At 34.5% G+C, this 24689-nt stretch carries 26 protein-coding genes; 24 read left to right on the forward strand and 2 right to left on the reverse strand.

Annotated features, from left to right (window positions below):
• Window positions 1–21: 21 nt before the first annotated feature.
• The 12 genes from ROY99_10170 (at window position 22) to ROY99_10225 (ending at window position 11967) form a co-directional block, all read left to right on the forward strand.
• Window positions 22–483, forward strand: coding sequence for a hypothetical protein (locus ROY99_10170; GenBank protein MDT3696743.1), 462 nt, complete (start codon window positions 22–24; stop codon window positions 481–483).
• Between the two features lie 62 nt (window positions 484–545).
• Window positions 546–1811, forward strand: a complete 1266-nt coding sequence (locus ROY99_10175; GenBank protein ID MDT3696744.1) for a TolC family protein — start codon at window positions 546–548, stop codon at window positions 1809–1811.
• The gene (locus tag ROY99_10180) at window positions 1808–2800 is read left to right on the forward strand and encodes an efflux RND transporter periplasmic adaptor subunit (protein MDT3696745.1); all 993 of its coding nucleotides are present in this window, start codon (window positions 1808–1810) and stop codon (window positions 2798–2800) included. The genes ROY99_10175 and ROY99_10180 overlap by 4 nt, the downstream gene beginning before the upstream one ends.
• 11 nt (window positions 2801–2811) lie before the next feature.
• Complete coding sequence (locus tag ROY99_10185) at window positions 2812–5916, forward strand: CusA/CzcA family heavy metal efflux RND transporter (protein MDT3696746.1); 3105 nt, start codon at window positions 2812–2814, stop codon at window positions 5914–5916.
• Between the two features lie 67 nt (window positions 5917–5983).
• Window positions 5984–6325, forward strand: a complete 342-nt coding sequence (locus tag ROY99_10190; protein ID MDT3696747.1) for a P-II family nitrogen regulator — start codon at window positions 5984–5986, stop codon at window positions 6323–6325.
• 157 nt (window positions 6326–6482) lie between these two features.
• Window positions 6483–7274, forward strand: a complete 792-nt coding sequence (locus tag ROY99_10195; GenBank protein ID MDT3696748.1) for a tetratricopeptide repeat protein — start codon at window positions 6483–6485, stop codon at window positions 7272–7274.
• Between the two features lie 19 nt (window positions 7275–7293).
• Window positions 7294–8346 (forward strand): hypothetical protein, encoded by a 1053-nt coding sequence (locus ROY99_10200; GenBank protein MDT3696749.1) that lies wholly within the window; start codon window positions 7294–7296, stop codon window positions 8344–8346.
• Between the two features lie 38 nt (window positions 8347–8384).
• Window positions 8385–8735, forward strand: a complete 351-nt coding sequence (locus tag ROY99_10205) for a hypothetical protein (GenBank protein MDT3696750.1) — start codon at window positions 8385–8387, stop codon at window positions 8733–8735.
• A complete protein-coding gene (locus tag ROY99_10210; protein MDT3696751.1) occupies window positions 8732–9403 on the forward strand; it encodes a hypothetical protein in 672 nt (223 codons plus the stop codon). Before ROY99_10205 ends, ROY99_10210 begins: the two co-directional genes overlap by 4 nt.
• Window positions 9404–9430: 27 nt before the next feature.
• The gene (locus tag ROY99_10215) at window positions 9431–11530 is read left to right on the forward strand and encodes a heavy metal translocating P-type ATPase (GenBank protein ID MDT3696752.1); all 2100 of its coding nucleotides are present in this window, start codon (window positions 9431–9433) and stop codon (window positions 11528–11530) included.
• A 48-nt stretch (window positions 11531–11578) separates the two neighbouring features.
• Window positions 11579–11740 carry an efflux RND transporter permease subunit gene (locus ROY99_10220; GenBank protein ID MDT3696753.1) on the forward strand — a complete coding sequence of 54 codons (162 nt, stop codon included), beginning with the start codon at window positions 11579–11581 and terminating at the stop codon, window positions 11738–11740.
• A 26-nt stretch (window positions 11741–11766) separates the two neighbouring features.
• Window positions 11767–11967, forward strand: coding sequence for a hypothetical protein (locus ROY99_10225; protein ID MDT3696754.1), 201 nt, complete (start codon window positions 11767–11769; stop codon window positions 11965–11967).
• 98 nt (window positions 11968–12065) lie between these two features.
• On the opposite strand, the gene ROY99_10230 is transcribed toward ROY99_10225, so the two are convergent.
• Window positions 12066–13457, reverse strand: coding sequence for a sigma-54 dependent transcriptional regulator (locus tag ROY99_10230; GenBank protein MDT3696755.1), 1392 nt, complete (start codon window positions 13455–13457; stop codon window positions 12066–12068).
• A gap of 7 nt (window positions 13458–13464) precedes the next feature.
• Window positions 13465–15639, reverse strand: a complete 2175-nt coding sequence (locus ROY99_10235; GenBank protein ID MDT3696756.1) for an ATP-binding protein — start codon at window positions 15637–15639, stop codon at window positions 13465–13467.
• Between the two features lie 341 nt (window positions 15640–15980).
• On the opposite strand from ROY99_10235, the gene ROY99_10240 reads away from it, so the two are divergent.
• The 12 genes from ROY99_10240 to ROY99_10295 all read left to right on the forward strand — a co-directional run bounded on the left by ROY99_10240 (window position 15981) and on the right by ROY99_10295 (window position 24686).
• On the forward strand, window positions 15981–16865 hold the full coding sequence (locus ROY99_10240) for a hypothetical protein (protein MDT3696757.1): 885 nt from the start codon (window positions 15981–15983) through the stop codon (window positions 16863–16865).
• 11 nt (window positions 16866–16876) lie between these two features.
• Window positions 16877–19234 carry a hypothetical protein gene (locus ROY99_10245; GenBank protein ID MDT3696758.1) on the forward strand — a complete coding sequence of 786 codons (2358 nt, stop codon included), beginning with the start codon at window positions 16877–16879 and terminating at the stop codon, window positions 19232–19234.
• Between the two features lie 198 nt (window positions 19235–19432).
• Window positions 19433–19576 carry a hypothetical protein gene (locus tag ROY99_10250; GenBank protein MDT3696759.1) on the forward strand — a complete coding sequence of 48 codons (144 nt, stop codon included), beginning with the start codon at window positions 19433–19435 and terminating at the stop codon, window positions 19574–19576.
• Between the two features lie 63 nt (window positions 19577–19639).
• Window positions 19640–20296 carry an isoprenylcysteine carboxylmethyltransferase family protein gene (locus tag ROY99_10255; protein MDT3696760.1) on the forward strand — a complete coding sequence of 219 codons (657 nt, stop codon included), beginning with the start codon at window positions 19640–19642 and terminating at the stop codon, window positions 20294–20296.
• A gap of 16 nt (window positions 20297–20312) precedes the next feature.
• The gene (locus ROY99_10260; GenBank protein ID MDT3696761.1) at window positions 20313–20657 is read left to right on the forward strand and encodes a hypothetical protein; all 345 of its coding nucleotides are present in this window, start codon (window positions 20313–20315) and stop codon (window positions 20655–20657) included.
• A gap of 49 nt (window positions 20658–20706) precedes the next feature.
• A complete protein-coding gene (locus tag ROY99_10265) occupies window positions 20707–20886 on the forward strand; it encodes a YHS domain-containing protein (GenBank protein MDT3696762.1) in 180 nt (59 codons plus the stop codon).
• 120 nt (window positions 20887–21006) lie between these two features.
• Window positions 21007–22164, forward strand: a complete 1158-nt coding sequence (locus tag ROY99_10270) for an NAD(P)/FAD-dependent oxidoreductase (protein ID MDT3696763.1) — start codon at window positions 21007–21009, stop codon at window positions 22162–22164.
• 20 nt (window positions 22165–22184) lie between these two features.
• On the forward strand, window positions 22185–22631 hold the full coding sequence (locus ROY99_10275) for a Rieske 2Fe-2S domain-containing protein (protein ID MDT3696764.1): 447 nt from the start codon (window positions 22185–22187) through the stop codon (window positions 22629–22631).
• Window positions 22632–22678: 47 nt separating this feature from the next.
• Window positions 22679–22888, forward strand: coding sequence for a hypothetical protein (locus ROY99_10280; GenBank protein ID MDT3696765.1), 210 nt, complete (start codon window positions 22679–22681; stop codon window positions 22886–22888).
• A 118-nt stretch (window positions 22889–23006) separates the two neighbouring features.
• Entirely contained in the window at window positions 23007–23627 is a 621-nt protein-coding gene (locus ROY99_10285) for a class I SAM-dependent methyltransferase (protein MDT3696766.1), read from the forward strand.
• A gap of 26 nt (window positions 23628–23653) precedes the next feature.
• A complete protein-coding gene (locus ROY99_10290) occupies window positions 23654–24043 on the forward strand; it encodes a DUF302 domain-containing protein (protein ID MDT3696767.1) in 390 nt (129 codons plus the stop codon).
• A 253-nt stretch (window positions 24044–24296) separates the two neighbouring features.
• Window positions 24297–24686 carry a hypothetical protein gene (locus ROY99_10295; GenBank protein MDT3696768.1) on the forward strand — a complete coding sequence of 130 codons (390 nt, stop codon included), beginning with the start codon at window positions 24297–24299 and terminating at the stop codon, window positions 24684–24686.
• Window positions 24687–24689 lie beyond the last annotated feature (3 nt).

The following is a 24689-nucleotide window of genomic DNA, read 5'->3' on the forward strand; positions in this document are numbered from 1 at the left end:
AAATCATTATATTTTCAGCCAATGAAGAGAAAGAATCTAAATATTTTTAAAAGTATTGTTGAGCGTGTCGCTGTTCGAAAAGTATTTCTGCAGATATTTGTTATTCATCTTTTGCTTGCACATGTTGTATTACAAAGTTATGTAATTTGTTTCGAAAGTGATGGACGTGTAGTGCTGGAAAGTATGGCTAACAAACAATACTGCTGTGCTACTATTATTTCGTCATCAAACAATACTAACTATTTAGAAGCAAATATTAATGAGGAATGTAATCTTTGTGAGGATGTTGCTATAACCGAAAATTGTGATGAAGAATATTCAGTTACCGTAAAGAAATACCAGCCATTAAATTCTACAATATTAATTGATTTTAACAATCTTAATGTTTCAAGTGAAGAAAAAAAATCTACTTTAATAACACAAGAAATAAACTACAAATCGACACAACTCGATTCATATAAAACTGTTCTTCTTCTGATTTAATCCTACTCTTGTTCTTACTCCACAAAATCCATTAATAAATTTTAAGACCATTTGGAGAATGTATGCGCATTATAAGTGTATTAGTTCTCTTGTTATTAAGCTTGATTGTTCAGACAGGTGCACAACAAGGGAATGATTCAATTAAAAATCAAACAGAAGAAATAACAATTACTGAAGCAGTTGAAATTGCCTTAAAAAACAATCCGAATCTGAAGGCATTTGAATATGAGTTAACTTTTCTCGAGAAACAAAAAATTCAAGCCGGGCTAATTCCCAATCCCGAAGCGAATTTTGAAGCAGAAGATTTTCTCGGCGGAAAGGAATTAAGCGGCTTCAAAGGAAGTCAATATACTCTTTCAGGCAGCCAGCTTTTTGAGCTTGGAGGAAAGAGAGGCAGCCGTTTAAATCTTGCTGAAACTGAAATTGTCTCCTCAAAGGGAGAGTATGAACTGCTAAAGCTTGATGTTATTGCCAGCGTCAAATCAACTTTCTTTTTGTTGTTTCAAATTCAAATGCAGATTGAGCAGCAAAGAAAATTTGTTGAACTCAATGAAGATATTCTGAAAACTATTTCAGAACGTGTAAAAGCAGGACGAACTTCTCCGGCTGAAGAATCAAAAGTAAAAGTTGCTTTGATTAACAGCCAGATAGAATTGCAGCGTCTGCAAAGAAGTTATTTATCGGTTCAAACAAGATTAAATTCTTTATTGGGTACAACTGGAAAAAATCTGGTACCATCTACGGATTTGTTTGAAAATCTTCTTACGCCGCCAAACAAAGAAAACGTGCTACAAGATTTAGAAAATATTCCTTCAATAAAAAACCTAAATAATGAAACTAATATCAGAAAAGCACAGCTTGAGTTGGAAGAATCACAGGCAATTCCGGATTTAACGGCAAGCTTGGGCGTAAGATATTTGAATGAACTGAAAACCAATTCATTTGTTGCCGGAGTTTCAATCCCGCTTCCTTTTTTTAGCAGGAACCAGGGAAACATCCAGGCAGCAGAAGTAAGATTAGAGCAAATAGATGCAATTAAAAATGCACGAAGGTTAAATGTAATAGCAAAATTAAATACAGCTAATAATAATCTTTTGAGTTCTTACAATAATTCGCTGCAGTTGAAGAACAACATCATCCCCGAAGCGGAGAATGCATACGAGATAACAAGACAAGGATATATACAAGGAAGATTTGCTTTTATTGATTTATTGGATGCACAGAGAACATTATTTGAAACCCAAACGCAATTCTTGCTTGAGTTGGCAGATTATTACAACGCATTGATAGAAATAGAAAACATAACAGGGAAAAATTTAATAAAATGAAAAAGTATTTTGGAGAAAAACAAATGAAACTAATAGGAATATTGTTCATAACATTATTAGTAGTTTTTGCAGCCGGATGTTCCGATGAAAAAACAGAGATTGAAGGTGTTGAAACAGAAGAACATAGCAAAGCTGAAACGCAAAATGAAAATGAAGAGCATTCGGAAGAAATTGTTCTTACAGAAGAAACAATGAAAGAATTCGGAATTGAAGTTAAAGAAGCTGGACCCGGAATAATAAAAACACACATTGATTTAACCGGTGAAATAATTGCTGAACCTTCGAGAATTTCACATATAATTCCGCGGTTTAATGGTATAGTTAAAGAAGTTTATAAAACTGTGGGCGATAAAGTAAAAAAAGGAGAAACTCTTGCCTTAATAGAAAGCAATGAAAGTTTAACCACCTATGAGGTTCAATCATTGATAAGCGGAACAATAATAGAAATGCATATGACACAGGGTGAACTGATTGGAAATGAAGCACACGCTTTTACAATTGCAGATCTTGATAGAGTCTGGGCTAATTTTAATATTTATCAAAAAGATCTTGGAAAAATCAGAGGCGGGCAGAGAGCGCTTGTTTCGGTTGGTTCAATGGATATTGAAGAGACGGGAACCATTTCCTATGTGAGTCCTATTGTTGATGAAAAAACAAGAACAGCCACCGCAAGAGTAATATTGAATAATCAATCCGGTAAATGGCTGCCAGGGATGTTCGTGACTGCAAAAGTATATGCAAGCGAAAAAAAATTTCCGATAGTAGTTGAAAAAACAGCATTGCAAACTTTAGAAGAACAGATAGTTGTTTTTGTAAAAGATGAAGATGGCGGATTCAAGCCTCAAGTTGTAAAAACAGGTAATGAAAATGATGATAATATTGAAATTATTAGTGGATTAAAAGCTGGCGATCAATATGTATCTAAAAATTCATTCATACTCAAAGCCGAGATATTGAAAGAATCTTTCGGCGGCGGACACGGACATTAAAAGGAGATGAAATGAATAAAATAATAGATTTTGTATTAAAGAACAGACTTCTGATTCTTGTTTTAGGAATAATAATAATGGCTGCTGGTTATTTAAGTTATAAGCAGCTTCCAATAGATGCTTTCCCGGATGTTTCACCTTCACTTGTTCAGGTTTTTACAGTTACAGAAGGATTAGCGCCGGAAGAAGTTGAAAAATATGTTACTTATCCTATTGAAGTAACAATGAACGGTCTGCCAAATCTTGAAACCATAAGATCTGTTTCAAATTTCGGCTTATCGGTTGTGAATATATATTTCAAGGATGGAACCGATATTTATTTTGCAAGGCAATTAGTAAACGAGAGACTTACTGAAGCAAGAGAACAGATACCGGAAGGTTTTGGTGATCCGCAGATGGGACCAATATCAACCGGAATGGGCTTGGTTTTGTTTTATTATCTTGATGATACTACCGGCACATATACACTTGAAGAATTAAGAACAATACAAGACTGGCTGATAAAATACCAGCTTCAAACAGTTCCCGGTGTTACAGAAGTGCTTGGTATTGGCGGATATGAAAAACAGTTTCAGGTTGCTATAGATCCGAATGCACTACTGCGCTATGATGTGACTATAAATGAAATTGTTGAGAAGATAAAAGCAAATAATTTAAATGTTGGTGCACAATTTATTGAAAAGGATGCTGAAGAATTTGTTGTCCGGTCTGTCGGGCTAACACAAAAAATTGAAGACATTGAAAACATTATAATAAAAGCTGAAGATGGAATACCCATTTATCTTTCCCAGTTGGCGGATGTTGAAATAGGTGGTGCAATCAGGCGGGGTGTTCAAACAAGGAATGGAATTGGTGAAGTAGTTTCGGGTATGGTAGTGAAATTGTACGGAACAAACTCTTCTACTGTAATTAGCGCGGTTGAACAAAAGCTTGCTGAAATAAATAAAATACTTCCGGAAGGAATAAAAATAGTTCCTTACTACGAACAAAAATCACTTGTAGAATCTGCAGTTACAACGGTAACAAATGCATTATGGCAGGGAATAATTTTAGTAGTAATTATTCTGATGATTTTTATGGGATCTCTGCGCCCAAGCATAGTGGTTGCACTGTCAATACCCTTTGCTATTCTTTTTGCGTTTATTGGGATGAGCTACTTTAATATTTCAATAAACCTTATGTCCTTCGGCGGGCTGGCTATTGCCATTGGAATGATGGTGGATGCGACAATTGTTTTGGTGGAAAATATTGACCGGCTGAAACGAGAATCTGGTAAAGAAGAAAACTTCATTCATATTATATCTGTAGCAGGTAAAGAAGTAATCCGTCCAATTACTTTCGCAATAATCATTATTATTGTTGTCTTTATTCCGCTGTTTACACTTCAGGGTGTTGAAGGAAAAACATTCAGTCCCCTTGCATATACCATTGCACTTGCGATGCTGGGGTCATTAATATTTGCCGTACTAATTGCTCCGGTTCTTTCTTCTTATTTAATGAGAAGAACAAAAAAAGAAATCAACAGCAATAAAGAACAAAAAGAATTATGGATTGTATTACAACTGCAAAAAGTATATGAACCGGTTGTAAGATTTTTTGTGCGAAGAAGAATAATTGCAGTAATGCTGGCTTCATTAATATTATTATTCGGAATAATAATTTTTCCTCAGCTTGGCTCCGAGTTTACGCCAACCTTGCAGGAAGGAACTATTGTAATGAGGATGTCAATGGCTCCGTCAATATCGTTAACTGAAAGCACAAGATTAACATTGATTGCCGAAAGAAGATTAATGAAAATACAGGAAGTAGCAGGAGCAGTTACAAGAATTGGCAGAGGTGAAGTGGGTGCTCATACGGACCCAATAAATAGTGCGGAAATGTATGTACTTCTTAAGCCCAAAGAACAATGGCGGCGCGATATGAGTCAGGGTGAATTAGAAGAAATTATTCGTGAAGAATTTGGAGAAATACCGGGCGCGCTTGTTAACTTCACTCAGCCGATTCAGATGACTGTTGATGAACTTCTCGAAGGTGTAAGAGCAGAATTGGCTATCAAATTATTTGGCGGTGACCTTGAAGTTTTAAAGAATGAAGCAGAAAAAATTGCTTCGGTTATCAGAACTGTAAAAGGAGCCGAAGATGTTCAGGTTGACCAGGTAACGGGTGCACCGCAGTTAAAAATTGTGATAAACAGACATAGCATAGCCCGTTACGGAATTAATGTTGAAGATGTGCAGCAGGTAATTAGAACAGCGGTAGGCGGAGAAACTGCAGGACAAATATTTGAAGAAATAAGAAGATTCGATATACTAGTCCGATTCACACCCGAAGCAAGATTAACGGCAAGCGACATTGGTAAAATACTTATTAAAGCACCAAATGGGACAAATGTGCCGCTAAGTCAGCTTGCTGAAATAGAAGAAGTAATAGGACCGAGACAAATAACCAGAGAAAATAACCAGCGGTTTATAACTATACAGGCAAATGTTGTTGGTAGAGATATAGGTTCATTTGTTGAAGAAGGACAGCAAGTAATCGAATCAAACGTGAAGCTGCCAGCCGGCTATCTTGTAACGTGGGGCGGACAGTTCAGACTTCAGCAGGAAGCAAATAAAAGATTTGCAGTAGTTATTCCGATCACGTTACTTCTGATATTTTTATTACTCTTTTTCAATTTTGGATCCGTTAAAAACTCACTGCTTATTCTTTTGAATATTCCGCTTGCGTTAATCGGCGGTGTAGTAGGGCTCTGGATAACAGGACAAAATCTTTCTGTTCCTTCCTCGGTTGGCTTTATTGCGTTATTTGGCGTCGCATTAGAAAACGGAATGATACTCGTTACTTATTTTAATCAACTGATGAGAGAAGGTTTAAAAATAGATGAAGCGTCGGTTAAAGGAGCTTTGTTAAGAGTAAGACCGGTTTTAATGACCGCGCTTACAACCGCTCTTGGTTTAATTCCATTATTGTTTGCGGCAGGTACAGGGAGTGAAGTTCAAAGACCTCTTGCAACCGTGGTAGTTGGTGGATTGTTTACTTCAACTATACTTACTCTATTAGTTTTGCCCGCTTTATACAAATGGTTTTCAATAAAATTCAGCGAACGTGAAATGTAAAACTTGTAGAGATGACATCTTTCTAAAAGATGTCATCTCGCTTAACTAAAAAATATGGAGAATAATTATGAAAGAAATAAAAGCAATTATAAGAGATTTTAAACTCGATGCGGTAATAACTGAGCTTAAAAAAATAGAAGGATTGCCCGGTATTACAATTTCGGAAATAAAAGGATTTGGTAAATCAAAAGCCAGAAATGCACAGGATAAAATCAGTGAAGGGTTACACGAGTTTGTGCCAAGAGTTAAAATAGAATTGGTTGTTCATAATGATATTGTTGATCAAGTGATAGATGTAATTCAAAGAACGGCTCATACGGGAAATCCGGGAGATGGAAAAATATTTGTAATTGAAGTTAGTAACGTTGTTAAGATAAGAACAAATGAGAGAGGCGCAGTAGCGATTTGATGGAAGATGTTTGATGGGAAATGGATTGTGGGATTGGATTTACAGTTAAAATGGAATATTAGAATGAGATGAAGTTGTGAAAGAATATTTCTCAAAAAATATTGTTTTTGTTTGTTGGTTCTTTACGGTCTTAAACTCTTGCTTAATCGCACAAAGTATGAATGGATCCGCAAAAAAAACAATAGGAAAGGAAAATCTTTTAGATCAGATTTTTGACGAATCTGAAATGGAGAATATCCACAAGTATTATGAAGAAGTTATTGAAATTGACAGCACAAATTATGATGCACTAACTAACCTTGGAGTAATTTATCAACGAGCTGCGGATTTGGAAAAATCGCTCGGGTATTTTAAGAAAGCTGTAAAGTTCAATCCTCAAAAAGCAAGAGCATACCATAACCTTGGCATTCTGAACAGTATAATGGGACGGCTTGATGAAGCAGTTATTAATCTTAACAAAGCAGCGGAGCTTGATTCGACCAGTCCAAACTCAATCCGTCAATTGGGAATTATTTATTTGCAGAACAAAATGTTCAACGAAGCGCTTGAATCTTTTAACCGTGCTTTGAAGAGAGATAATAAAGATACTGAAAGTTATTTGGGAAAATCTCTTGCTTACTGGCTGCTTAAAGATTATGATAAGGTACTTGCTGTGGTAAATGAAATGCAATCATTTGATTTACGTTTCAATCGAATGGAACTGCTGCTTGCTGATGTTTATTTTAAGAAAAATGATTATGAGAAGGCAATGAAATATGCAAAGATTGATGAGGTTGAGAACTCATCTCAGGCAGAAGGTCATTACTTGCTTGGTGTTCTTTATGAAATTAGCGGAGAGAAAGACAAAGCAGAATTTGAATTTGAAGAGGCATCTGCAATTACGCAGCAAAATCCTCAAGCAAGTTTGGAGTTAAGTATCAATATTTTTTTCAATGCTGAAGTAAAATGAACAGATGAGAGTGAAGATGATGAGTAAGGTATTAAAAATGATTTCTCCTATGATGAACAGAATAGCAGGAAGTAAAGGGGAAAAAATATTAAGCGGAACCGTTTTATTAGCAATAGCGATTAGTCTTGTTCACTTCTTAACTTTCTCCCAGGAAGAAATTTATCTTGATTTTCTGCATCAGCTTTTATCGAAGTTATATTTTTTACCGGTTCTTTTAGCTGCATTATTTTTAGGTATAAAAGGAGCAATAAAGCTGGCACTGGTCGTTTCATTATTATATCTGCCGCACTCTTTAAATACAGGACTTTTTTCAAAGTTATATATTGCAGAAAATCTTTCTGAGTTAATATTAATCTGGACAGTAGGAATAATAGCCGGAGTGTTGATAGATAGATTAAAAAAAGTTCAAGCTGAAAAAGCCCGGCTGGCTGCGTTAGAAAAAATATCAACCGTAATAAACGTTGTTAATAACGGTATAATGAATGATTATTCTGCTTGTGAAGGGTTAACGAAATCTTTGAAAAGTATTTATAATAATGGTGATGGAAATTCTTTTACGGTAAAATTGTTATCGGAAAAATTAGAGCGTTTGGGTTCACACATATCGCACCTATCTAACCTTGTTGCGCCTAAACCGATGAAAAAAGTTAGATATAATCTTTTTCATCTGACTAAAAAATGTATGAATGAAATTATACAGAATAATCCCGGTTATAATTTTTCTTTTAAGAGTGAACCAAAACTGCCGCCGGTTTATATGGATGTTAGGCAAATTGAATTTGCCTTGAAGCAAATATTACAAAGCTTCATAGAACAAAGCCCGGCGAAAAAGGAACTTATAATATCAGCAGCAATAAACAATGAAATGGTTGAAATATCTTTAACTCTGAATGGAAAGAAAACGACTCAAAAAAATAATGGGACGGAAGTATTTGATTTAATAGCTAATCCGGAGAAGGGATACACTTTTGCACTTGCATCTTCAATTATACACGCTCATAGCGGAAATGTAAAATTTGAAACCGGTGAAAGCGGCATCAGGTCAATCTATTTAAATATGCCGGTAAATTGAAATATGATTATTTAGAATAAAAAATTTTAGGTGAATCAATGAAAAAATTATCAATATTAATTTTGCCCGCAATTTTTATAGTGGTTATCACAATAATGTATTTTACATATTTTGCCAAAACCGGTGAAATAGGTTCATTCGATAAATTCAGCCCGGGAAGTGAGATAAACCAGGGGATAAATGTATTTGTTGTTAAAGCCAAAGGGTTTGAAAGAGACGCTAACGGAAATATCATTTCTTTTTATGCCGCGGATAAAAACAATGTTGAGATAAAAGTTACTTCTCACGAACCAATTCCGCCGGAAATTGCAGATGCAGAAGTTGTAGAATTGCTTGGGCATATGCACGAAAATACTCTTACCGCTGCAAAGATTGCAATTGTAAAATGAAGGGCTATGATATGACTGGTTTATCACAAATAATATTAGGCGCTTTTTTACTCAGCATAGTTCACGCTTCTATTCCGAATCATTGGATTCCTTTGGTTGCTCTCTCCAAATCGGAAAAGTGGAATGAAAAATCAACGATGGGCATTACTGCAATTGCTGGATTATCACACACGCTTAGCACAATAATTATCGGAATCATAATTGGATTTTTGGGGTACAAACTATCGGATTCTTACTCTTTCATTGTTGGAGTAATCGCTCCAAGCTTGCTGATACTACTTGGAATAATTTATCTTATATTGAGCTTTAGAGAAAATAAACATTACCATCATCACTCTCACGAAATTCATATTGATGATGTTAATCCCGAAGGGACAAGAAAGAAAACTACCGCTGCAATAATTCTTACTTTGGTAATCTCGATGTTTTTTTCTCCTTGTCTGGAAATAGAAGCGTATTATTTTGTTGCAGGCAAGCTCGGCTGGGAAGGAATAATTTCAGTATCGATAATCTATACTGTAATTACTATTGCCGGAATGCTTCTGCTTGTGTGGCTTGGAATGAAAGGCGTAAGAAAAATTAAATCGCATTTTCTCGAACACCACGAAAAAACAATAACTGGAGTTTTGTTAATCGTTCTTGGAATAACTGGATATTTTATTAGATAGAAAACGAGAATTAAAAGGTAACTTATTATGAAAAAATATCAACTTAAAAATATTGACTGCGCATCGTGTGCGGCAAAGATTGAAGAAGGGCTTTCAAAGATGCCCGAAGTTAAATTTGTTTCTGTGAATTTTGCAAACTCGACTTTACAGATTGATGCACCGGATTTAGAAGAAGTAAAACAAAAGATTAAAGAGATCGAACCGGAAGTGGAAGTAGTTGAACCGACTGATGACCTTACACCGCCGGCTAAAAGGTTTGCAATAAAAGATGAACTTGCCGAGAACAAAAACGAATTGATAAAAATCTTTTTTGCACTTCTTCTGCTTTCCGTCGGGCTAATCTTCGAAGAAGAAATTCATAACACTCCTTATCATTTTGCAGAATATCTGGTTTTTATTTCTGCTTATCTGATAAGCGGCTGGGGTGTTTTAAAGGGTGCTGCAAGAAGTATTGCAAAAGGAAAAGTTTTCAACGAGCTTTTTCTTATGTCAATTGCAACGCTTGGCGCAATTGCAATTGATGAAATGGCTGAAGCAGTTGCCGTTATGTTGTTTTTTGTAGTCGGGGAATTGTTCCAGAATATTGCCGTTAACCGCTCACGAAAGTCAGTGAAAGCATTATTGGAGATAAGACCGGATTATGCGAACATAAAAATAAATGGAGATGTTAAAAGAGTTTCGCCAACGGAAGTTCATCCCGGACAAATAATTCTTGTGAAGCCCGGAGAGAAAATTCCTTTGGACGGAAATATTATCGAAGGAAATTCTTTTGTTGATACTTCGGCACTCACTGGGGAATCTGTTCCCCGTTCTGTAAAAGAAAGCGAAACAGTTTTAGCGGGAATGATTAATAAAAGCGGACTGCTTACAATTAAAGTAACAAAAGAATTTGGCGAGTCTTCAATTACAAAAATTTTAGAGCTGGTTGAAAATGCAAGCAGTAAAAAAGCAGAGACAGAAAAATTCATCACTACATTTGCCCGCTATTACACTCCAGTAGTTGTATTTGGAGCCTTGCTTCTTGCTGTTATTCCACCGTTGTTTTTTGCCGGACAAACATTTACTGACTGGATTTACAGAGCGTTGGTAGTGCTTGTAATTTCTTGCCCTTGTGCTTTAGTGATAAGCATTCCGCTCGGATATTTTGGCGGGATTGGTGGCGCTTCACGAAGAGGGATCCTTGTTAAAGGTTCCAATTTTTTGGATGCGCTCACAAAAATTAAGACCGTCGTATTTGATAAAACCGGAACGTTAACGAAAGGTGAATTCAAAGTTGCGGAAATAGTTTCTGCCAACGGATTCAAGGAAGAAGCCATTCTGAAATATGCTGCTTATGCAGAAGCGAACTCGAGTCATCCGATTGCTAAATCAATATTGGAAGCTTATCAGAATGAAATTCAGCAAAATGAAATAAGCGATGTAAAAGAAATATCCGGTCACGGCATTCAGGCAAAAGTAAACGGAGACGAAATTTTGATTGGAAATGATAAGCTGCTTCATCTTGAAAATATCGAACACGACAAATGTGATGTTGAAGGAACTGTTGTTCACGTAACGGTAAATAAAAAATATGCCGGCTATATCGTAATATCAGATTCATTAAAAGATGAAGCTGCAGAAGCAATTACTGCGCTGAACAAATTAAAAGTAGATACCGTTATGCTAACCGGAGATAACAAAAGCGCTGCTGAAGTCTTTGCAATAAAGCTTGGTATCAAAGAATATTATTCAGAGCTGCTGCCGGAAAACAAAGTTGAACATATTGAAAAGCTAATTGACTCAGCAAAAGATGGAAAAGTCGCATTCGTTGGTGATGGAATAAATGATGCGCCGGTAATTGCCCGTGCCGATGTTGGAATTGCAATGGGTGCTCTCGGCTCCGATGCAGCAGTTGAAACCGCAGACGTAGTTTTGATGACCGATTCACCAATGCAGGTTGTAAAGTCAATTGAAGTTGCAAAGCGGACGAGAACTATCGTCTGGCAAAACATTGGTTTTGCAATGGGAGTGAAATTATTCTTCATTCTTCTCGGCGCATTTGGAATTGCAACAATGTGGGAAGCGGTGTTCGGCGATATGGGTGTTGCGATTATTGCAATATTGAATGCTATGAGAGTGATGAAATAAAATTTGATTGAAATTATTCTTTAATAAGCATCTTATATCTGCATTCCAATGGCAATTCCCACTTCCGCTGGTGCAGAGTTACAAAGACCCCTTGCAACTGTGGCTATCGGTGGATTGATGACATCAATCCTGCTTACACCTTTGCTCATTTCATCAATTTATAGCTGGTTCGAAAATAGAAAAGTTGAGGTTAATTATCTATTGGAATAAATTGAATATATTTAAATAGATAAAAAATGGAACACAATCATTCACATAGCCATCAGTCGATAAATTACAACAAAGCTTTCATAATTGGAATTACACTGAATGTAATTTACATCTTAGTCGAAGTTTTCTATGGTTTGATGATCAACTCGATGGCATTACTTGCAGATGCCGGACATATATGTGGTCTTTCGGACCAGAGATTTATTCTGATGCCATTTCAGTCGTAACATCAAGTCCAAAACTATCGTATTATTAGAAAGAAATATTGCCTGAAGTTGGGATTGTTCATACTACTTTCGAAGTGCATAAATGTCAACATTAGAAATTATTGTGGGGACTTATCATCAAACGGTGACAGCTTATAGTTTTCAATTTTGCTGTAAAGAGTCGGTAGCGAAATGCCCAAAATTTTGTATGCTTTGTTTTTATCCCACTGAACGGCATCGAGTACTTTTTTAATATGATTTTTTTCATTTTCAGCAAGTGTGATAAATTGAACTTCATCCTTAATTTCACCCGGTTCGGGCTTTCTTAAAAGTATATTTTCCTTGTTAAGAATATCATCACTTGAGAGAACAACTGCCTGCATTAAGGTGTTTTCCAATTCTCTTACATTCCCTACCCAGTAATGATTTTTTAACATCTCCATTACATCTTCAGGTACTTTAGTAACATTTTTATGAAGTTCATTATTAATCTTTGCAAGAAAATGGCTAACCAAAAAAGGTACATCATCCAGACGTTCACGGAGAGGTGGAAGGTTAATTGATACTACTTTTAATCTAAAATATAAATCCTCTCTAAATTCTCCATCGCTTACAAGTGCGTTTAAATCTTTATTAGTAGCTGCAATTATTCTTGCTTTTATCGGGATTAAAGTTTCTCCTCCAACACGTTCAAATTCTTTTTGCTGTAAAACTCTTAATAACTGAACTTGCAGATTAGGAGATATTTCAGAAATTTCATCAAGGAAAATTGTACCTTCACCGGCAAGTTCAAATTTACCTTTTTTATCGCGTATGGAACCGGTGAAAGCTCCTTTTACGTGACCGAATAATTCACTTTCGAGAAGGGATTCAGTTAAAGCTGTACAGTTAACGGGAACAAAGGGTTTATCCTTAGTAATGCCGCTGTAATGAATTGCCCTTGCAACAAGCTCTTTTCCTGTACCGCTTTCACCTTCGAGAAGAACTGTTACTCGGCTTGTTGTAGTCTGCCCTATCTTTTTATAAACATCTTTCATAACTGAAGATTTACCAATAAGGGTATTCTCTGACTGATATTCTTCAGTTTCAACAGTAATAAATGAAGTGAGCTGCTCGCTCATTTTTTTATTTTCAAGAGCACGGCTAATAGTAATTTTCAGCTTATCTATCTCAAGCGGTTTCTCAATGTAATCATAAGCACCTTGCTGCATTGCTTTAACCGTACTGCTCATATCATCAAAAGCGGTAATCATAATAACGTGAATGTGCGAATCAATTTCTTTTACTTTCTTTAAAACTTCAAATCCATCTGCCTTTGGCATTTTAATATCGGTTATCACTAAATCCGGAATTTCCTTTTGTGCAATTTCAATTCCTTCAGAACCATTAGAAGCTGAATAGACATTAAAGTTCAGTTTCTTTAAATAATTTGTTAATGTTTTTCTTATTGATTCATCATCATCAATAACAAGTATTTTGAAGCTGCTATTTTCTTTATTTAATTCACTCATAGCTGTTCTATTGTACAAAATTATTTTTTTCTGTTTTATTTAATTCATTTAATGGAAACACAATTTCAAATATAGTTTCACCTGGTTTTGAGGAGACCAAATTTATTTTTCCTTTATGCTGTTCAACAATTTTCTGTGTTATTGATAATCCAAGACCGGTGCCTGAAGTTTTTGTAGTGTAAAATGGTTCAAACACTTTTATATCATCACTTATACCGGTGCCGCTGTCTATAACTAGAATCTGAACATTATTTTTATCTTCATCAATAAATGATTTCAATTCTATTTTACCATTGCTGCTAATGGCTTCAATCGAATTATCAATTAAGTTTAAAAATACCTGCGTTAATCTTTGCCTGTCAGCCATCAAATCAATTTTACCTAAGTTATTAAGTAAAGAAATGTTTTTACTTTTTAATTTACTATTAAGCTGGTGCTTAATCTTTTCGACCAAATCAAATAAATTAAATTCAGAAATATCTAATTCCATTTGCCTGGAAAACTGCAAAACATCTTTAACTAAATTGTTAAGCTGGTTAATTTCGGTTTGAATAATCGCAATATTTTCTTTTTCATCTTTGTTTAACTTTAATTCTGCAGCAATGATATCTGTATTCATTTTAATAGAAGTTAAAGGAGTTTTTATTTCGTGGGCAAGTACTGCAGCCATTTTACCAAGTGCTGCAAGCTTTTCTGATTTGACCAACTGTTCTTCCAGCTTCTTTTGTTCTGTTATATCAACCTCGATAAATAAATATCCATTAAACTTGCTGCCCGTTGAAGATGGCGTAACGTATATTAAAAGAATCTTATTGTCATAATTCAACTCTCCTCTGAATTTTGAATAAAGCTGAAGTTCATTTTTTATCATAGTGAAATATTCATTTAATTCACCTTTAAATTGAACGTCAACTAAATATTCATCTATTATTTTCTCCCTGTCGGTTTTAACTATTTGACAAAACTGGTGATTGGCTTCTATTATTCTGAAATCTTCATTAACAATAGCAATTGCGGCAGAAGATTCCTCAAAAGCATTCAGCAATAAAGAAATCCTCTCTTCTTTGCTCCTCAATTCAGAGGAATTATTTTTTAATGTTTCAGACATATTATTAAAAGCTTCTGTTAATTCACCGAACTCATCATTAGAAGAAAACTCAATCTTTATGCCATAGCTGCCTTTTTCTATTTCGTGGGCTTTATTCTTCAACATCTTTAAAGGATTTGAAATGATTTTAACAATAACAAAGGCAATGATTATGCTTACAACAACTCCACCAAATACACTAATAATAAATAACCTGTACAGCTCACGGTTACTCTCCGGCTGGAAAATAAATCTCATTAAAGGGACTTGCACCAACAAAATAATAATAGGTACAAGAACAGAAGCGCTAAGTATAATTTTTTTTGATATGCTGAAGTTATGTATCCTTTGCATTGAAGCCCGGAACATATCATATCTGTTTACGGCTACTGTTGTAAAGAGAATAACTCCGGCTAAAAAAGAAAGCGGACTGATTTCCACTAAGTAATAAAAACCGAGATACCAGGGAAGGAATAAACCAAATATAAAAGATGCAAGATTTGTTATGATTAAACCTAAGAACAGCAAAAGAATTTGTTTCTTCTGAATCGAATTTTCTTCCGTGTTATACCTTTTAATCAACCAGTAAAAGTTTATTGCAACAAGCAAAGCATACCATAATAAAAATACCGGATAAAGTGAAGAATATTTAACAGTGAATGAATGCTCGTGAGCGTGTGATTCTTCAATGAAATATCCGGTCCATAATAAACCCAAAAGAATAACAGAGGGAATTATTATGAGCATACTCTTAATAACACCAATTCTGCGGGGTTCGGGAAAGTTCCACGTAAAAAAAGTAACTGCCACAATAATCATCAGCAGAAACGAATGGCAGGAGTTATCAAGTATTGTAACATTCGATGAATGCATTATCAAAAAATGAAATGCGTGAGATATTAAGTAGCCAATCACTAAAAGCAGAATCAAAATGAACAACCGGCTTTTAACAGACTCACGATTTCTCGAATATATAATTACTATTAATCCTATGGCGGCAAGCAATGTGGATGCAAGAAAAATAGTCTGAGTTAAATCAAGGTCGAAGATTGAGTGGGTTAACAGTAATGCTATGTAAGTAAATATAAAAGTCATTATTAAAATCTTTAAATATTTTTAAACTTCTTAAATCTTTTTTTCTTCAATCGTTGCTTTAACGTTAATTTAACAAAAATGATTTAGGGCACACATCTTGTCTTTTTCTAATTAGAACATTTTAAAAATAAAACATTACGGTGCAAAAGTGAATAACAAAAGCAATTCTTTGAGGGATCCTGTTTGCGGTAGAAAGATAAATCCAAACAAAGCTTATGCTAAGATAAAATACGGGAAAGAAACATATTACCTTTGCTGCCCGCTTTGCCAGTCTGAATTCGAGAAAGATCCCAAAAAGTTTATTAACAATATAATTAAATGACAATGGAGATTAATTAGCTATGAAAAAGTTAGAACCATATCCGATAGCAAGTGCATTGTTTTACATCTTTACGGTTTTTTACGTGGTGTGCATTGGTGTTAAGCTTATTCTTGGAAGTCTTGGTATTGATGGCTTCTGGCATATGCACAAAATATGGGAGATAATTCTTCCCTGGTTCGGTGGATTAGATTCATTAAGCATTATAATTGGTTTGCTTGAAGTTTCTCTCGGCTCATATTTAATTGGCTATATTGTTGTTCCCGCCTATAATCTTTTAGCAAGAAAAAAAGTAAGTGAGCATAAGATAGAAGTAAAACCAGTTATTGTAAGATTTAAAACTCTATTCTTAACATTTGTTGTTTATGTTTCTATTCTTTTTACCCTTTGCTTAATATATGATTTAATTGTTCCCGCTGAATATCAAATGCTTGGTTTATGGAAGCTGCTTATTCCCGGCTTTACAGGATTAAATTTTATCAGCTATCTGGTTGGCATTGGAGCTATACTGATTTACAGTGCATACACTGCATTCATCTTTTCTAAAACACTAAACTTTTTTGAAAAATCCGAATTAAAAAAATCTGAGAAAGAACTTGCTTCCCAAGATAATTCTTCAGTTGAAGTGTCGAGAGGAAAGAAGTATGACGAAAAATATTTTGGAGTTGCAACCGGAGTATTTGCAGCGGCTATTTTTATTCTTGCAGCAATAAAGATGATTTTTGGTGGAGAAGATTATTCTGTACTAATCAAACCGTTCATTCCATTTTTTAATTCTGTTAGCCTAATCAATACTATTGGAGGAATTGCAGTTTCGTTTTTATGGGGCTGGGTGATGGGTTATTTCTTTATGGTTTTTTACCACTGGTTTGATAAAAGAGTCAGTCCTAAGCAAATAAATGATTAAGGATAACTAAAATGACAAAAGAGGTAAAACCATACTGGATAATATTTCTTCTCTCCCTTTCTGCTTTAAGCTTTGAAATAATACTTGCAAGAATATTTTCTTACGTGCTTGCATATCATTTTGTTCTTATAATTATTGCTTTTGCAATACTCGCCCTTGCTTTAGGACAGCTTTATGCTTCACGCCTGGCAGCAAAAAACTCTTTATCTTATAATAAATATTTTATTGTTCTCCAATTATTATTTCCGGTAAGCATTTCTGCAATTTTTATTTTACCTTCTATTGAAAGCGTCGGAAGCGGCTCGGTTGGTTTAATCATTTATATTCTTCTTGCAGGCGTTACTTTCTTTTTAGTAGGAATTATTACTGCTTTAATATTTCAAGCCAACGGAGAAAAAAGCAGAACACTTTATGCGTTTGATATGATAGGTGCTGCCGGAGGTTCTTTGCTTGGTTTATTTTTACTAAACACATTTAGCATTGTTCAATCTCTCGCAATAATTCTGATTATCTTTTCAATTGCTTCCATTCTTTCCATTCCGCTTGTTAAAAGAAAAGGATTTATTCTAACAACAGCTTCCATAGTACTCGCGTCTCTTTACCTGATTTTATTAACTCCCGATATTGAAATAAATATTGCCACATCATCTGAAAAAGATTTACTGCGATTAAAGAGCAATCCTTCAGTTAAAACAACTACTATTGAAAGTAAATGGAATTCATTTGGAAGAACCGACCTTGTAAAATTTATCTATCCCGATTCCACAACTTCAATGTCAATGTTTATTGATGGTGCTGCGGGAACACAAGTAGTAAACATTTCTGAATTAGAAAAAGATAAAGAAAAATTGTTTCATACCTTGATGCATTCAAATATGTTTTTTGAGTTTAATTTTCTAAAAGATAATGAAAAAGATTCTGCCTTAATTATTGGTCCTGGCGGAGGTATTGATATTGCCGCTGCTTATTTCGGTAAAACAAAGCAGATAGATGCGGTAGAAGTGAATCCCACCTTTGTTGATTTTATGAAGAAATACAACAAAACTACCTTTGCTGGAAAACCTAACATCAATGTAATTGTTGGTGAAGGAAGAAATTTTGTAAGAAATACAAAAAACAAATATGATTTAATATTTCTTACTATCCCTATTACTAAAGGTGGACGCTCAACCGATTTTGTCAACCTTACAGAGAACTATTTATTTACACAGGAAGCCTTAAAAGATTATTTGCATATACTAACCGAAGAAGGAAGAATAGTTTTTACTACGCACAACAGGGAAGAAACTTACAAGATTATCTCAAATTATCTGGATTTGCAAAATAAATCCGGTATAACTAATCCCGAAGCTTCCAATTACTTTTATGTCGCAGACCAGGGAATGATGCCTTTGCTTGTTATTAAGAAAACACCTTTCAATAAAGATAAAATTGAGCAGCGGCATTTTATTTCGCATCAAGCCGGATTTGACAGAGGTGTTTCATTCTTTCCATTTTCGAAACAAGTTAAAATTGACACTATAGTTTATGGGCAAAAAGTTGAATGGAGTATGTTTGATAATGTTCTTTATGATGTTTCAAATAATAAATACAGCTTTCACGATCTAACTGAGAAAGCATCAATAAATCTTCACCCGGTTACAGATAATTCTCCCTTCTTTTTTAATTATGAATTAGGGCTGCCAGACAATTTAAATGTGTTGGTTTTTGCTGGAATTATTTTGTTGGTTCTATCTCTTTATATGTTTAAAAAGGATTGGGGATTGAGCATCAACACTCATAAAGAAACTGAACTTAGCAGGAAAAATTTAAGAACCTTAACCATTATATCTTTTCTGCTCGGTTTTACTTACATACTTAGTGAATCGTATCTCTTCCAGGCAATGAATCTACAGTTAAATAATCCTTTAAAATCATTTTCGTTGCTGTTGTTTGCATTTTTAATTGGGAATGGAGCTGGCAGCTATCTTTCCAACTTAATAAAACAAAGTCATCTCAGAATAATAGGATTGGCTGTTATTGGAATAATTTTAATTCTTGCTGTTGAGGCATTTTTAATATTACCAAATTTAGAACCAAGAGTTCCTGAATTTTATTTGTTTCTGCTTGTCTTTATCCCGGCAATAATAATTGGAGTACCATTCCCTTTGCTTTTAGCAGAAATGAATGAACATAAAATAAAAAATGGTATAGCGGTTTTATTAAGTGTATCGGGAATCGCAGGATTTATCGGCTCAATTTTCACAATTGCAATTGCAATACTTGCAGGGTATAATTTTGTTGTTTATACAGCATTATTTTTATACATAATTCTGATTGTAACGACATTAGCATTCAAAATGGTTTCACCTAAACTTGAAACTCATTAACAGAAATCTCTGTTATATCACAGGAAGAATCCAATAGCAAAATTTCAGGTTTGCAGTAGGTCATACTTAAGATATTTAATAGAATTTAAATTCTTTAAAAATCATACAAGAGTAACCTTCCATTATTCTAAAAAATCTAACATTTCTTTTGGCTTAGCTTTTGGAACTATTAAATCTAATCAAGAAAGGAGACTTAAAATGCTTTGGTTAATAATAACAACTATAGTGATTTTCTTAGGTGTTTATTTTTACTTTAACTTAAGAAAACCTAAACCACAACCCGTAGTGCATAATCAGAATCAAGGTCATAGTCATAAAAATGGACACGGCTGCTGTAAATAATCTATGTATTGTAATAAATATGAGATCATTTATTAAGCGAAAATAATTTAAAGGAATTACGATATGGAAAGAGGAATAGAACATTCAGGTGCTTGGGCGCTTGCACTGATTTTCATTGTTATAGCATCCTGGCTGTTATATAAATATCTCGCTCCGAAAACGTGGCGGGAGTGGACAGGAGCAGGACTGATTCAAGCGTTTATAATTGCATTATATGCAGAGATGTACGGCTTTCCACTTACAATATACCTACTTGTCAGATTCTTTGGATTAGATCGTACTTACTTAAATGCAAATCTGTGGTCCACTTTGTTGGGTGTTGGTGAAACTGGTATGATGATCTCTATGATAGCCGGTTATATTTTACTCTTTTTGGGCTTTGGTATTTTTCTGCAAGGATGGCGGGAACTTTACAAAGCTCATCAGGAAAACCGGCTTGCAACCAGTGGATTATACAGTATAGTTAGACATCCTCAATATACTGGATTATTTATCGCGCTTTTCGGGGAAGGTGTTGTTCATTGGCCAACATTATTCTCCGTAGGATTGTTTCCTATTATTATATATGCGTATTACCGGCTCGCCCGAAAGGAAGAACAGAAGACAATTGAAAAGTTTGGAGAAGCATATCCCGAATACAAGCAAAATGTGCCGATGTTTATTCCGGTAAAAGGAAAATGGCAGCAGCTTTTTGAGCGTTCAAATGTAACACCGAATTAAATACTGGAAGAGTAAAATGAATATAGATAAAATAGCTTATAAAGACCGCAGTGAATTCTTAAGAGGATTTGCAGCAATAATCAGAAAAAATAATTGCGGGAATGAAGATGAACAAACAATGTTTTTAACAATCGGAAAATATTTTGGCTTTGAAATGGAGTTCCTTGAATATTCTTTAGGACATCTTATGGTAAATAAATACATCCTCGAAGAACCAGCAATTTTTTCTACTAAACCCATTGCAGAATTTTTTATCAATGATGTTGCTAAAATATTATCGCATACAAATTCAATGACAGATGCTTCTAAAGATTGGCTGATGAAAACTGCTGAAGGTAATAAAGTTGATTTTGTTTTGTAATGGATTGAAATCACAAATAGATCAATTAAAAATAGAAAGGAAAAACATTATGACACACGACCCTGTATGCGGAATGGAAATAAAAGATATTTCCAAAGCGGAAAAGTACGAATACAAAGGCAAGACGTACTACTTCTGCAGTGCACTTTGTATGGTTCAGTTTCAGAACAATCCTGAAAAGTATATTAAAAAAGACGATGGAAATGAGCATAAACATCACCATCACTAAAAGTTTGATGCAGACAAAATAAAATTCATACATCCATACAAACATTCAATCATTCAATCATCCAAAGTATGAATGTATGAGTGTATGATTTTATGTTATTTAAACTTAAAAAAATTGTTTATGAACAGTAACAAAAATATAACAATTGTGGGTGCCGGTCCGGGTGGCTTAACAGCAGCGATTTCTCTGGCTAAAAATGGCTACGATGTTAATTTATTTGAACAAAACAATGATGTAGGATTAAGATTTAACGGTGATTTCCAGGGGCTGGAGAATTGGTCTGATGAAGAAGATACGTTGAAAGTATTAAGCCGGATCGGCATCAAAATTAATTTCTTGTGTCATCCTTATTCGGGAAGCGATGGCTTATTTTATGGACCAAAACTTCAAAAGATTCAGGTAAAAACATCCCGTTCGCTTTTCTATTTAGTTGAAAGAGGGTCAAACGGAAATTCACTTGATCAGGGATTAAGAAGGCAAGCTGAAGATGCGGGGGTGAATATTCTTTGGGGCAGGAAATTAGATTCAGTAGATAGTCAAGCTGCAATAGTTGGCACAGGACCAAAAGCAGCAGATGCAATTGCAAAAGGGATGGTGTTTAAAACATCACTCAAAAATCAGTTTATAGGTTTCATTAACAATAAAATTGCACCAAAAGCTTATGCTTACCTATTAGTAAACAATGGAAAAGCAACGTTTGCGACCTGTATGTTTGAAGATTTTAAGAATGAAAAGTTATACTATGATAGAGCGCTGCGTGTATTAAATTCAGTAATAGACATTGATATTGTTGAACCAAAGGAGTTTGGTGGGTTTGTTAACTTCTTCAATGAGCCTAAAATTTCTAAAGATAACAGGATATTATATGTTGGTGAAAATGCCGGATTCCAGGATGCACTTTGGGGATTTGGAATTAAGTATGCAATGCTTTCCGGTTATTATGCCGCAAGAAGCATTATTGAAAGAAATAATTATGATGAGCTTTGCAAAGCATATCTTTATCCAAAACTTCAAACTTCTCTGGCAAACAGATGGCTGTTTGCTCACTTATACAATAAGGGATATTCATATTTGCTTAAAAAAATGGAAGCTCTTGATGATGTTATTCCCGCTTTAAGAAAACATTACAATACTTCGTTCAGCAAAAGATTAATTTATCCGATTGCACAGAGATGGTATAAAACAAGATTGATAGATAAACAGTGTATGCACGAGCACTGCGATTGCGTTTGGTGCCGGCACGGTAAGCTTGCGCACGCATCATCAGATATAGGTTAGTTGGAATCGGAGATTATAAAATGAAAAAAAATGATAATAATAGAACAAGAAGAAATTTTCTTAAATTCTTTCTTGGCGGAAGCTTTACAGCATTTGCTTTTTCCGTTATGTACCCGGTTGTGAAGTTTTTAATCCCACCTAAATCTTCTGAGCCAATCCCAACCTCAGTGATAGCTGGTACAGTAGGAGAACTAAAACCAAACAGCGGAAAAATCTTTCGTTTCGGTAATAAACCCGGAATTCTTATAAATACACCGCAAGGAGAATTACGGGCATTTACTGCAATATGTACTCACTTAGAATGCACTGTACAATATCGGGATGATTTTCAGCATATTTGGTGTGCTTGCCACAATGGGCATTATAATTTAAATGGAATTAATATATCGGGACCGCCGCCAAGACCATTAACTCAGTACAATGTAAGTTTAAAAGGAGATCAGATTTTTGTATCAAAAGTGAGTTAGAAAAGATAATAATGAATTTCAGTTAGTTTGATAAAGGAGATGAGAAAATGTCTGAAACATTAATATACATAATCATATTTGCAGCAATAATGTTTTTTATGCATAGAGGGCACGGCGCTCACGGCGGCGGTGGAATGGGCGGCTGCGGTGGGCATTCACATGGTTCGCATAAAGAACACAGACAGCAAAATGATGAATCACAACAAGAAAGAAATGAGAAAAAAGAACAGGGACATCAGCATTATTATCAAAACTAATGAGCATGATAAAATTGTCAAGCACATCTATTTTATTATTTTACCAATATGCGTTGATGTTTAAAAAAATAAAGAATAACTGAAGTTTAGATTGAATTTTTAAATGTATTGATATAGAATGAAAGAAATTAATAACACTCAGGTTATAAGACATAGATATAATAGATATTCAAAATTCTATGATTTTTTTGAATTGCCTATGGAAATATTTTTGGGTAAATGGAGGAAAGATCTAGTAGCACATTGCAGCGGTAAAGTGCTGGAAGTCGGAGTAGGTACCGGGAAAAATATCAAATATTATCCTGATAATATTGACTTAACAGCAATTGATTTTAGCGAGGGAATGCTTTCGAAAGCAATAAAAAAATATAGTAACAGACCAAACACAAAATTTATGCAAACAGATATTCAGGCGACTAACTTTGAAGCCGATACTTTCGATACAGTTATTGCCTCTTATGTTTTTTGTTCTGTCCCGGATCCTATTAAAGGGCTGAGAGAAATTAAACGAATCTGCAAAGATGATGGGAAAATAATTCTATTAGAACACGTCAGAAGTGATACCAAAATAATTGGAGCACTGATGGATTTACTTAACCCTTTGACTTTAAGGCTGTTTGGTTTTAACATAAATCGAAATACCCAAAATAATATAGTTAATTGCGGGTTTCATTCTTACCAGGTTAGATATTTATGGTATGATATTCTTAGAATGTTCATTATACATAACAAGAAATAAATTTCAATATAAAATCGGAGAAAAAAATGACTTACTATTTTAGTAAAATTGTAAAAGATAGTTTTGAGAGCACACTTCACAAAACAGAACTTGCTCTTAAACAGGAGGGTTTCGGTATCTTAACTGAAATTGATGTGCAGGAGACCTTAAAGAAAAAATTAGATGTTGATTTTAGGAAATACAAAATTCTTGGTGCCTGTAATCCACCTTATGCTTACAAAGCACTACAAGCAGAAGATAAGATCGGAACGATGCTGCCTTGTAATGTAATTGTAATCGAACAATCGGAAAACAAAACAGAAGTGGCTGCAGTTGATCCGGTATCATCGATGCAAGCTGTGGATAATGTTAATCTTTCTTCAATTGCACAAGAAATAAGAACAAAGCTAAAAAAAGCCGTTGATAGTCTTGCTTAAACATAGAATCAAACCTGGACAAAAGTAGAAATAGAAATAAATATTGGTTAAATACAAATTGTTTCAGATTTAAGATATGCGAATAACCAAAATTATTTTCATCTAAACGCTTAACATATTTAAATATTTTTAAATATCTTAAATTTCCAAAGCTGAAAACCTTTGTTATCTGCCATAATAACAACTTTTTAATGGCATCTCAATTGTCATATTTAAAACGACAATCAATAAACTAAAATTAAAAGGTGATAAAATGCTTAAAAAAAATTTGATCGCAGTATTTATTCTTGGTTTTCTTTTCACATTTGCGACTTCGATAAATGCACAGGAAAAACCGATAGAAAAGAAAGAAAGCAAAATGATGATGCAGGATGAAAATATGCAGAAATGCATGGACAAAATTGCTGACGACAGCACTATGCGAATGCAGATGATGGATAAAATGATGGAACATACGCAAGGTGATTCAACAGGAATGATGCAGATGTGCAAGATGATGATGAATAATCCTGAAATGCATAAGATGATGATGAAGATGATGCACGGTGAAGGAATGATGGAGGGAATGATGAAACACGATATGATGAAGGATTCGACAAAGAACAAATCAAAACACGAATCTCATCACCAGAAAAACAAATAACAG

The organism is Ignavibacterium sp., assembly GCA_032027145.1.
Taxonomy (GTDB): Bacteria; Bacteroidota; Ignavibacteria; order Ignavibacteriales; family Ignavibacteriaceae; genus IGN3.

Excerpts from the sequence above, each read along its gene's own strand:
- ROY99_10170 (MDT3696743.1), top strand. The coding sequence starts at position 22 with ATGAAGAGAAAGAATCTAAATATTTTTAAAAGTATTGTTGAGCGTGTC.
- ROY99_10175 (MDT3696744.1), top strand. The coding sequence starts at position 546 with ATGCGCATTATAAGTGTATTAGTTCTCTTGTTATTAAGCTTGATTGTT.
- ROY99_10180 (MDT3696745.1), top strand. The coding sequence starts at position 1,808 with ATGAAAAAGTATTTTGGAGAAAAACAAATGAAACTAATAGGAATATTG.
- ROY99_10185 (MDT3696746.1), top strand. The coding sequence starts at position 2,812 with ATGAATAAAATAATAGATTTTGTATTAAAGAACAGACTTCTGATTCTT.
- ROY99_10190 (MDT3696747.1), top strand. The coding sequence starts at position 5,984 with ATGAAAGAAATAAAAGCAATTATAAGAGATTTTAAACTCGATGCGGTA.
- ROY99_10195 (MDT3696748.1), top strand. The coding sequence starts at position 6,483 with ATGAATGGATCCGCAAAAAAAACAATAGGAAAGGAAAATCTTTTAGAT.
- ROY99_10200 (MDT3696749.1), top strand. The coding sequence starts at position 7,294 with ATGAGTAAGGTATTAAAAATGATTTCTCCTATGATGAACAGAATAGCA.
- ROY99_10205 (MDT3696750.1), top strand. The coding sequence starts at position 8,385 with ATGAAAAAATTATCAATATTAATTTTGCCCGCAATTTTTATAGTGGTT.
- ROY99_10210 (MDT3696751.1), top strand. The coding sequence starts at position 8,732 with ATGAAGGGCTATGATATGACTGGTTTATCACAAATAATATTAGGCGCT.
- ROY99_10215 (MDT3696752.1), top strand. The coding sequence starts at position 9,431 with ATGAAAAAATATCAACTTAAAAATATTGACTGCGCATCGTGTGCGGCA.
- ROY99_10220 (MDT3696753.1), top strand. The coding sequence starts at position 11,579 with ATGGCAATTCCCACTTCCGCTGGTGCAGAGTTACAAAGACCCCTTGCA.
- ROY99_10225 (MDT3696754.1), top strand. The coding sequence starts at position 11,767 with ATGGAACACAATCATTCACATAGCCATCAGTCGATAAATTACAACAAA.
- ROY99_10230 (MDT3696755.1), bottom strand. The coding sequence starts at position 13,457 with ATGAGTGAATTAAATAAAGAAAATAGCAGCTTCAAAATACTTGTTATT.
- ROY99_10235 (MDT3696756.1), bottom strand. The coding sequence starts at position 15,639 with ATGACTTTTATATTTACTTACATAGCATTACTGTTAACCCACTCAATC.
- ROY99_10240 (MDT3696757.1), top strand. The coding sequence starts at position 15,981 with ATGAAAAAGTTAGAACCATATCCGATAGCAAGTGCATTGTTTTACATC.
- ROY99_10245 (MDT3696758.1), top strand. The coding sequence starts at position 16,877 with ATGACAAAAGAGGTAAAACCATACTGGATAATATTTCTTCTCTCCCTT.
- ROY99_10250 (MDT3696759.1), top strand. The coding sequence starts at position 19,433 with ATGCTTTGGTTAATAATAACAACTATAGTGATTTTCTTAGGTGTTTAT.
- ROY99_10255 (MDT3696760.1), top strand. The coding sequence starts at position 19,640 with ATGGAAAGAGGAATAGAACATTCAGGTGCTTGGGCGCTTGCACTGATT.
- ROY99_10260 (MDT3696761.1), top strand. The coding sequence starts at position 20,313 with ATGAATATAGATAAAATAGCTTATAAAGACCGCAGTGAATTCTTAAGA.
- ROY99_10265 (MDT3696762.1), top strand. The coding sequence starts at position 20,707 with ATGACACACGACCCTGTATGCGGAATGGAAATAAAAGATATTTCCAAA.
- ROY99_10270 (MDT3696763.1), top strand. The coding sequence starts at position 21,007 with ATGAACAGTAACAAAAATATAACAATTGTGGGTGCCGGTCCGGGTGGC.
- ROY99_10275 (MDT3696764.1), top strand. The coding sequence starts at position 22,185 with ATGAAAAAAAATGATAATAATAGAACAAGAAGAAATTTTCTTAAATTC.
- ROY99_10280 (MDT3696765.1), top strand. The coding sequence starts at position 22,679 with ATGTCTGAAACATTAATATACATAATCATATTTGCAGCAATAATGTTT.
- ROY99_10285 (MDT3696766.1), top strand. The coding sequence starts at position 23,007 with ATGAAAGAAATTAATAACACTCAGGTTATAAGACATAGATATAATAGA.
- ROY99_10290 (MDT3696767.1), top strand. The coding sequence starts at position 23,654 with ATGACTTACTATTTTAGTAAAATTGTAAAAGATAGTTTTGAGAGCACA.
- ROY99_10295 (MDT3696768.1), top strand. The coding sequence starts at position 24,297 with ATGCTTAAAAAAAATTTGATCGCAGTATTTATTCTTGGTTTTCTTTTC.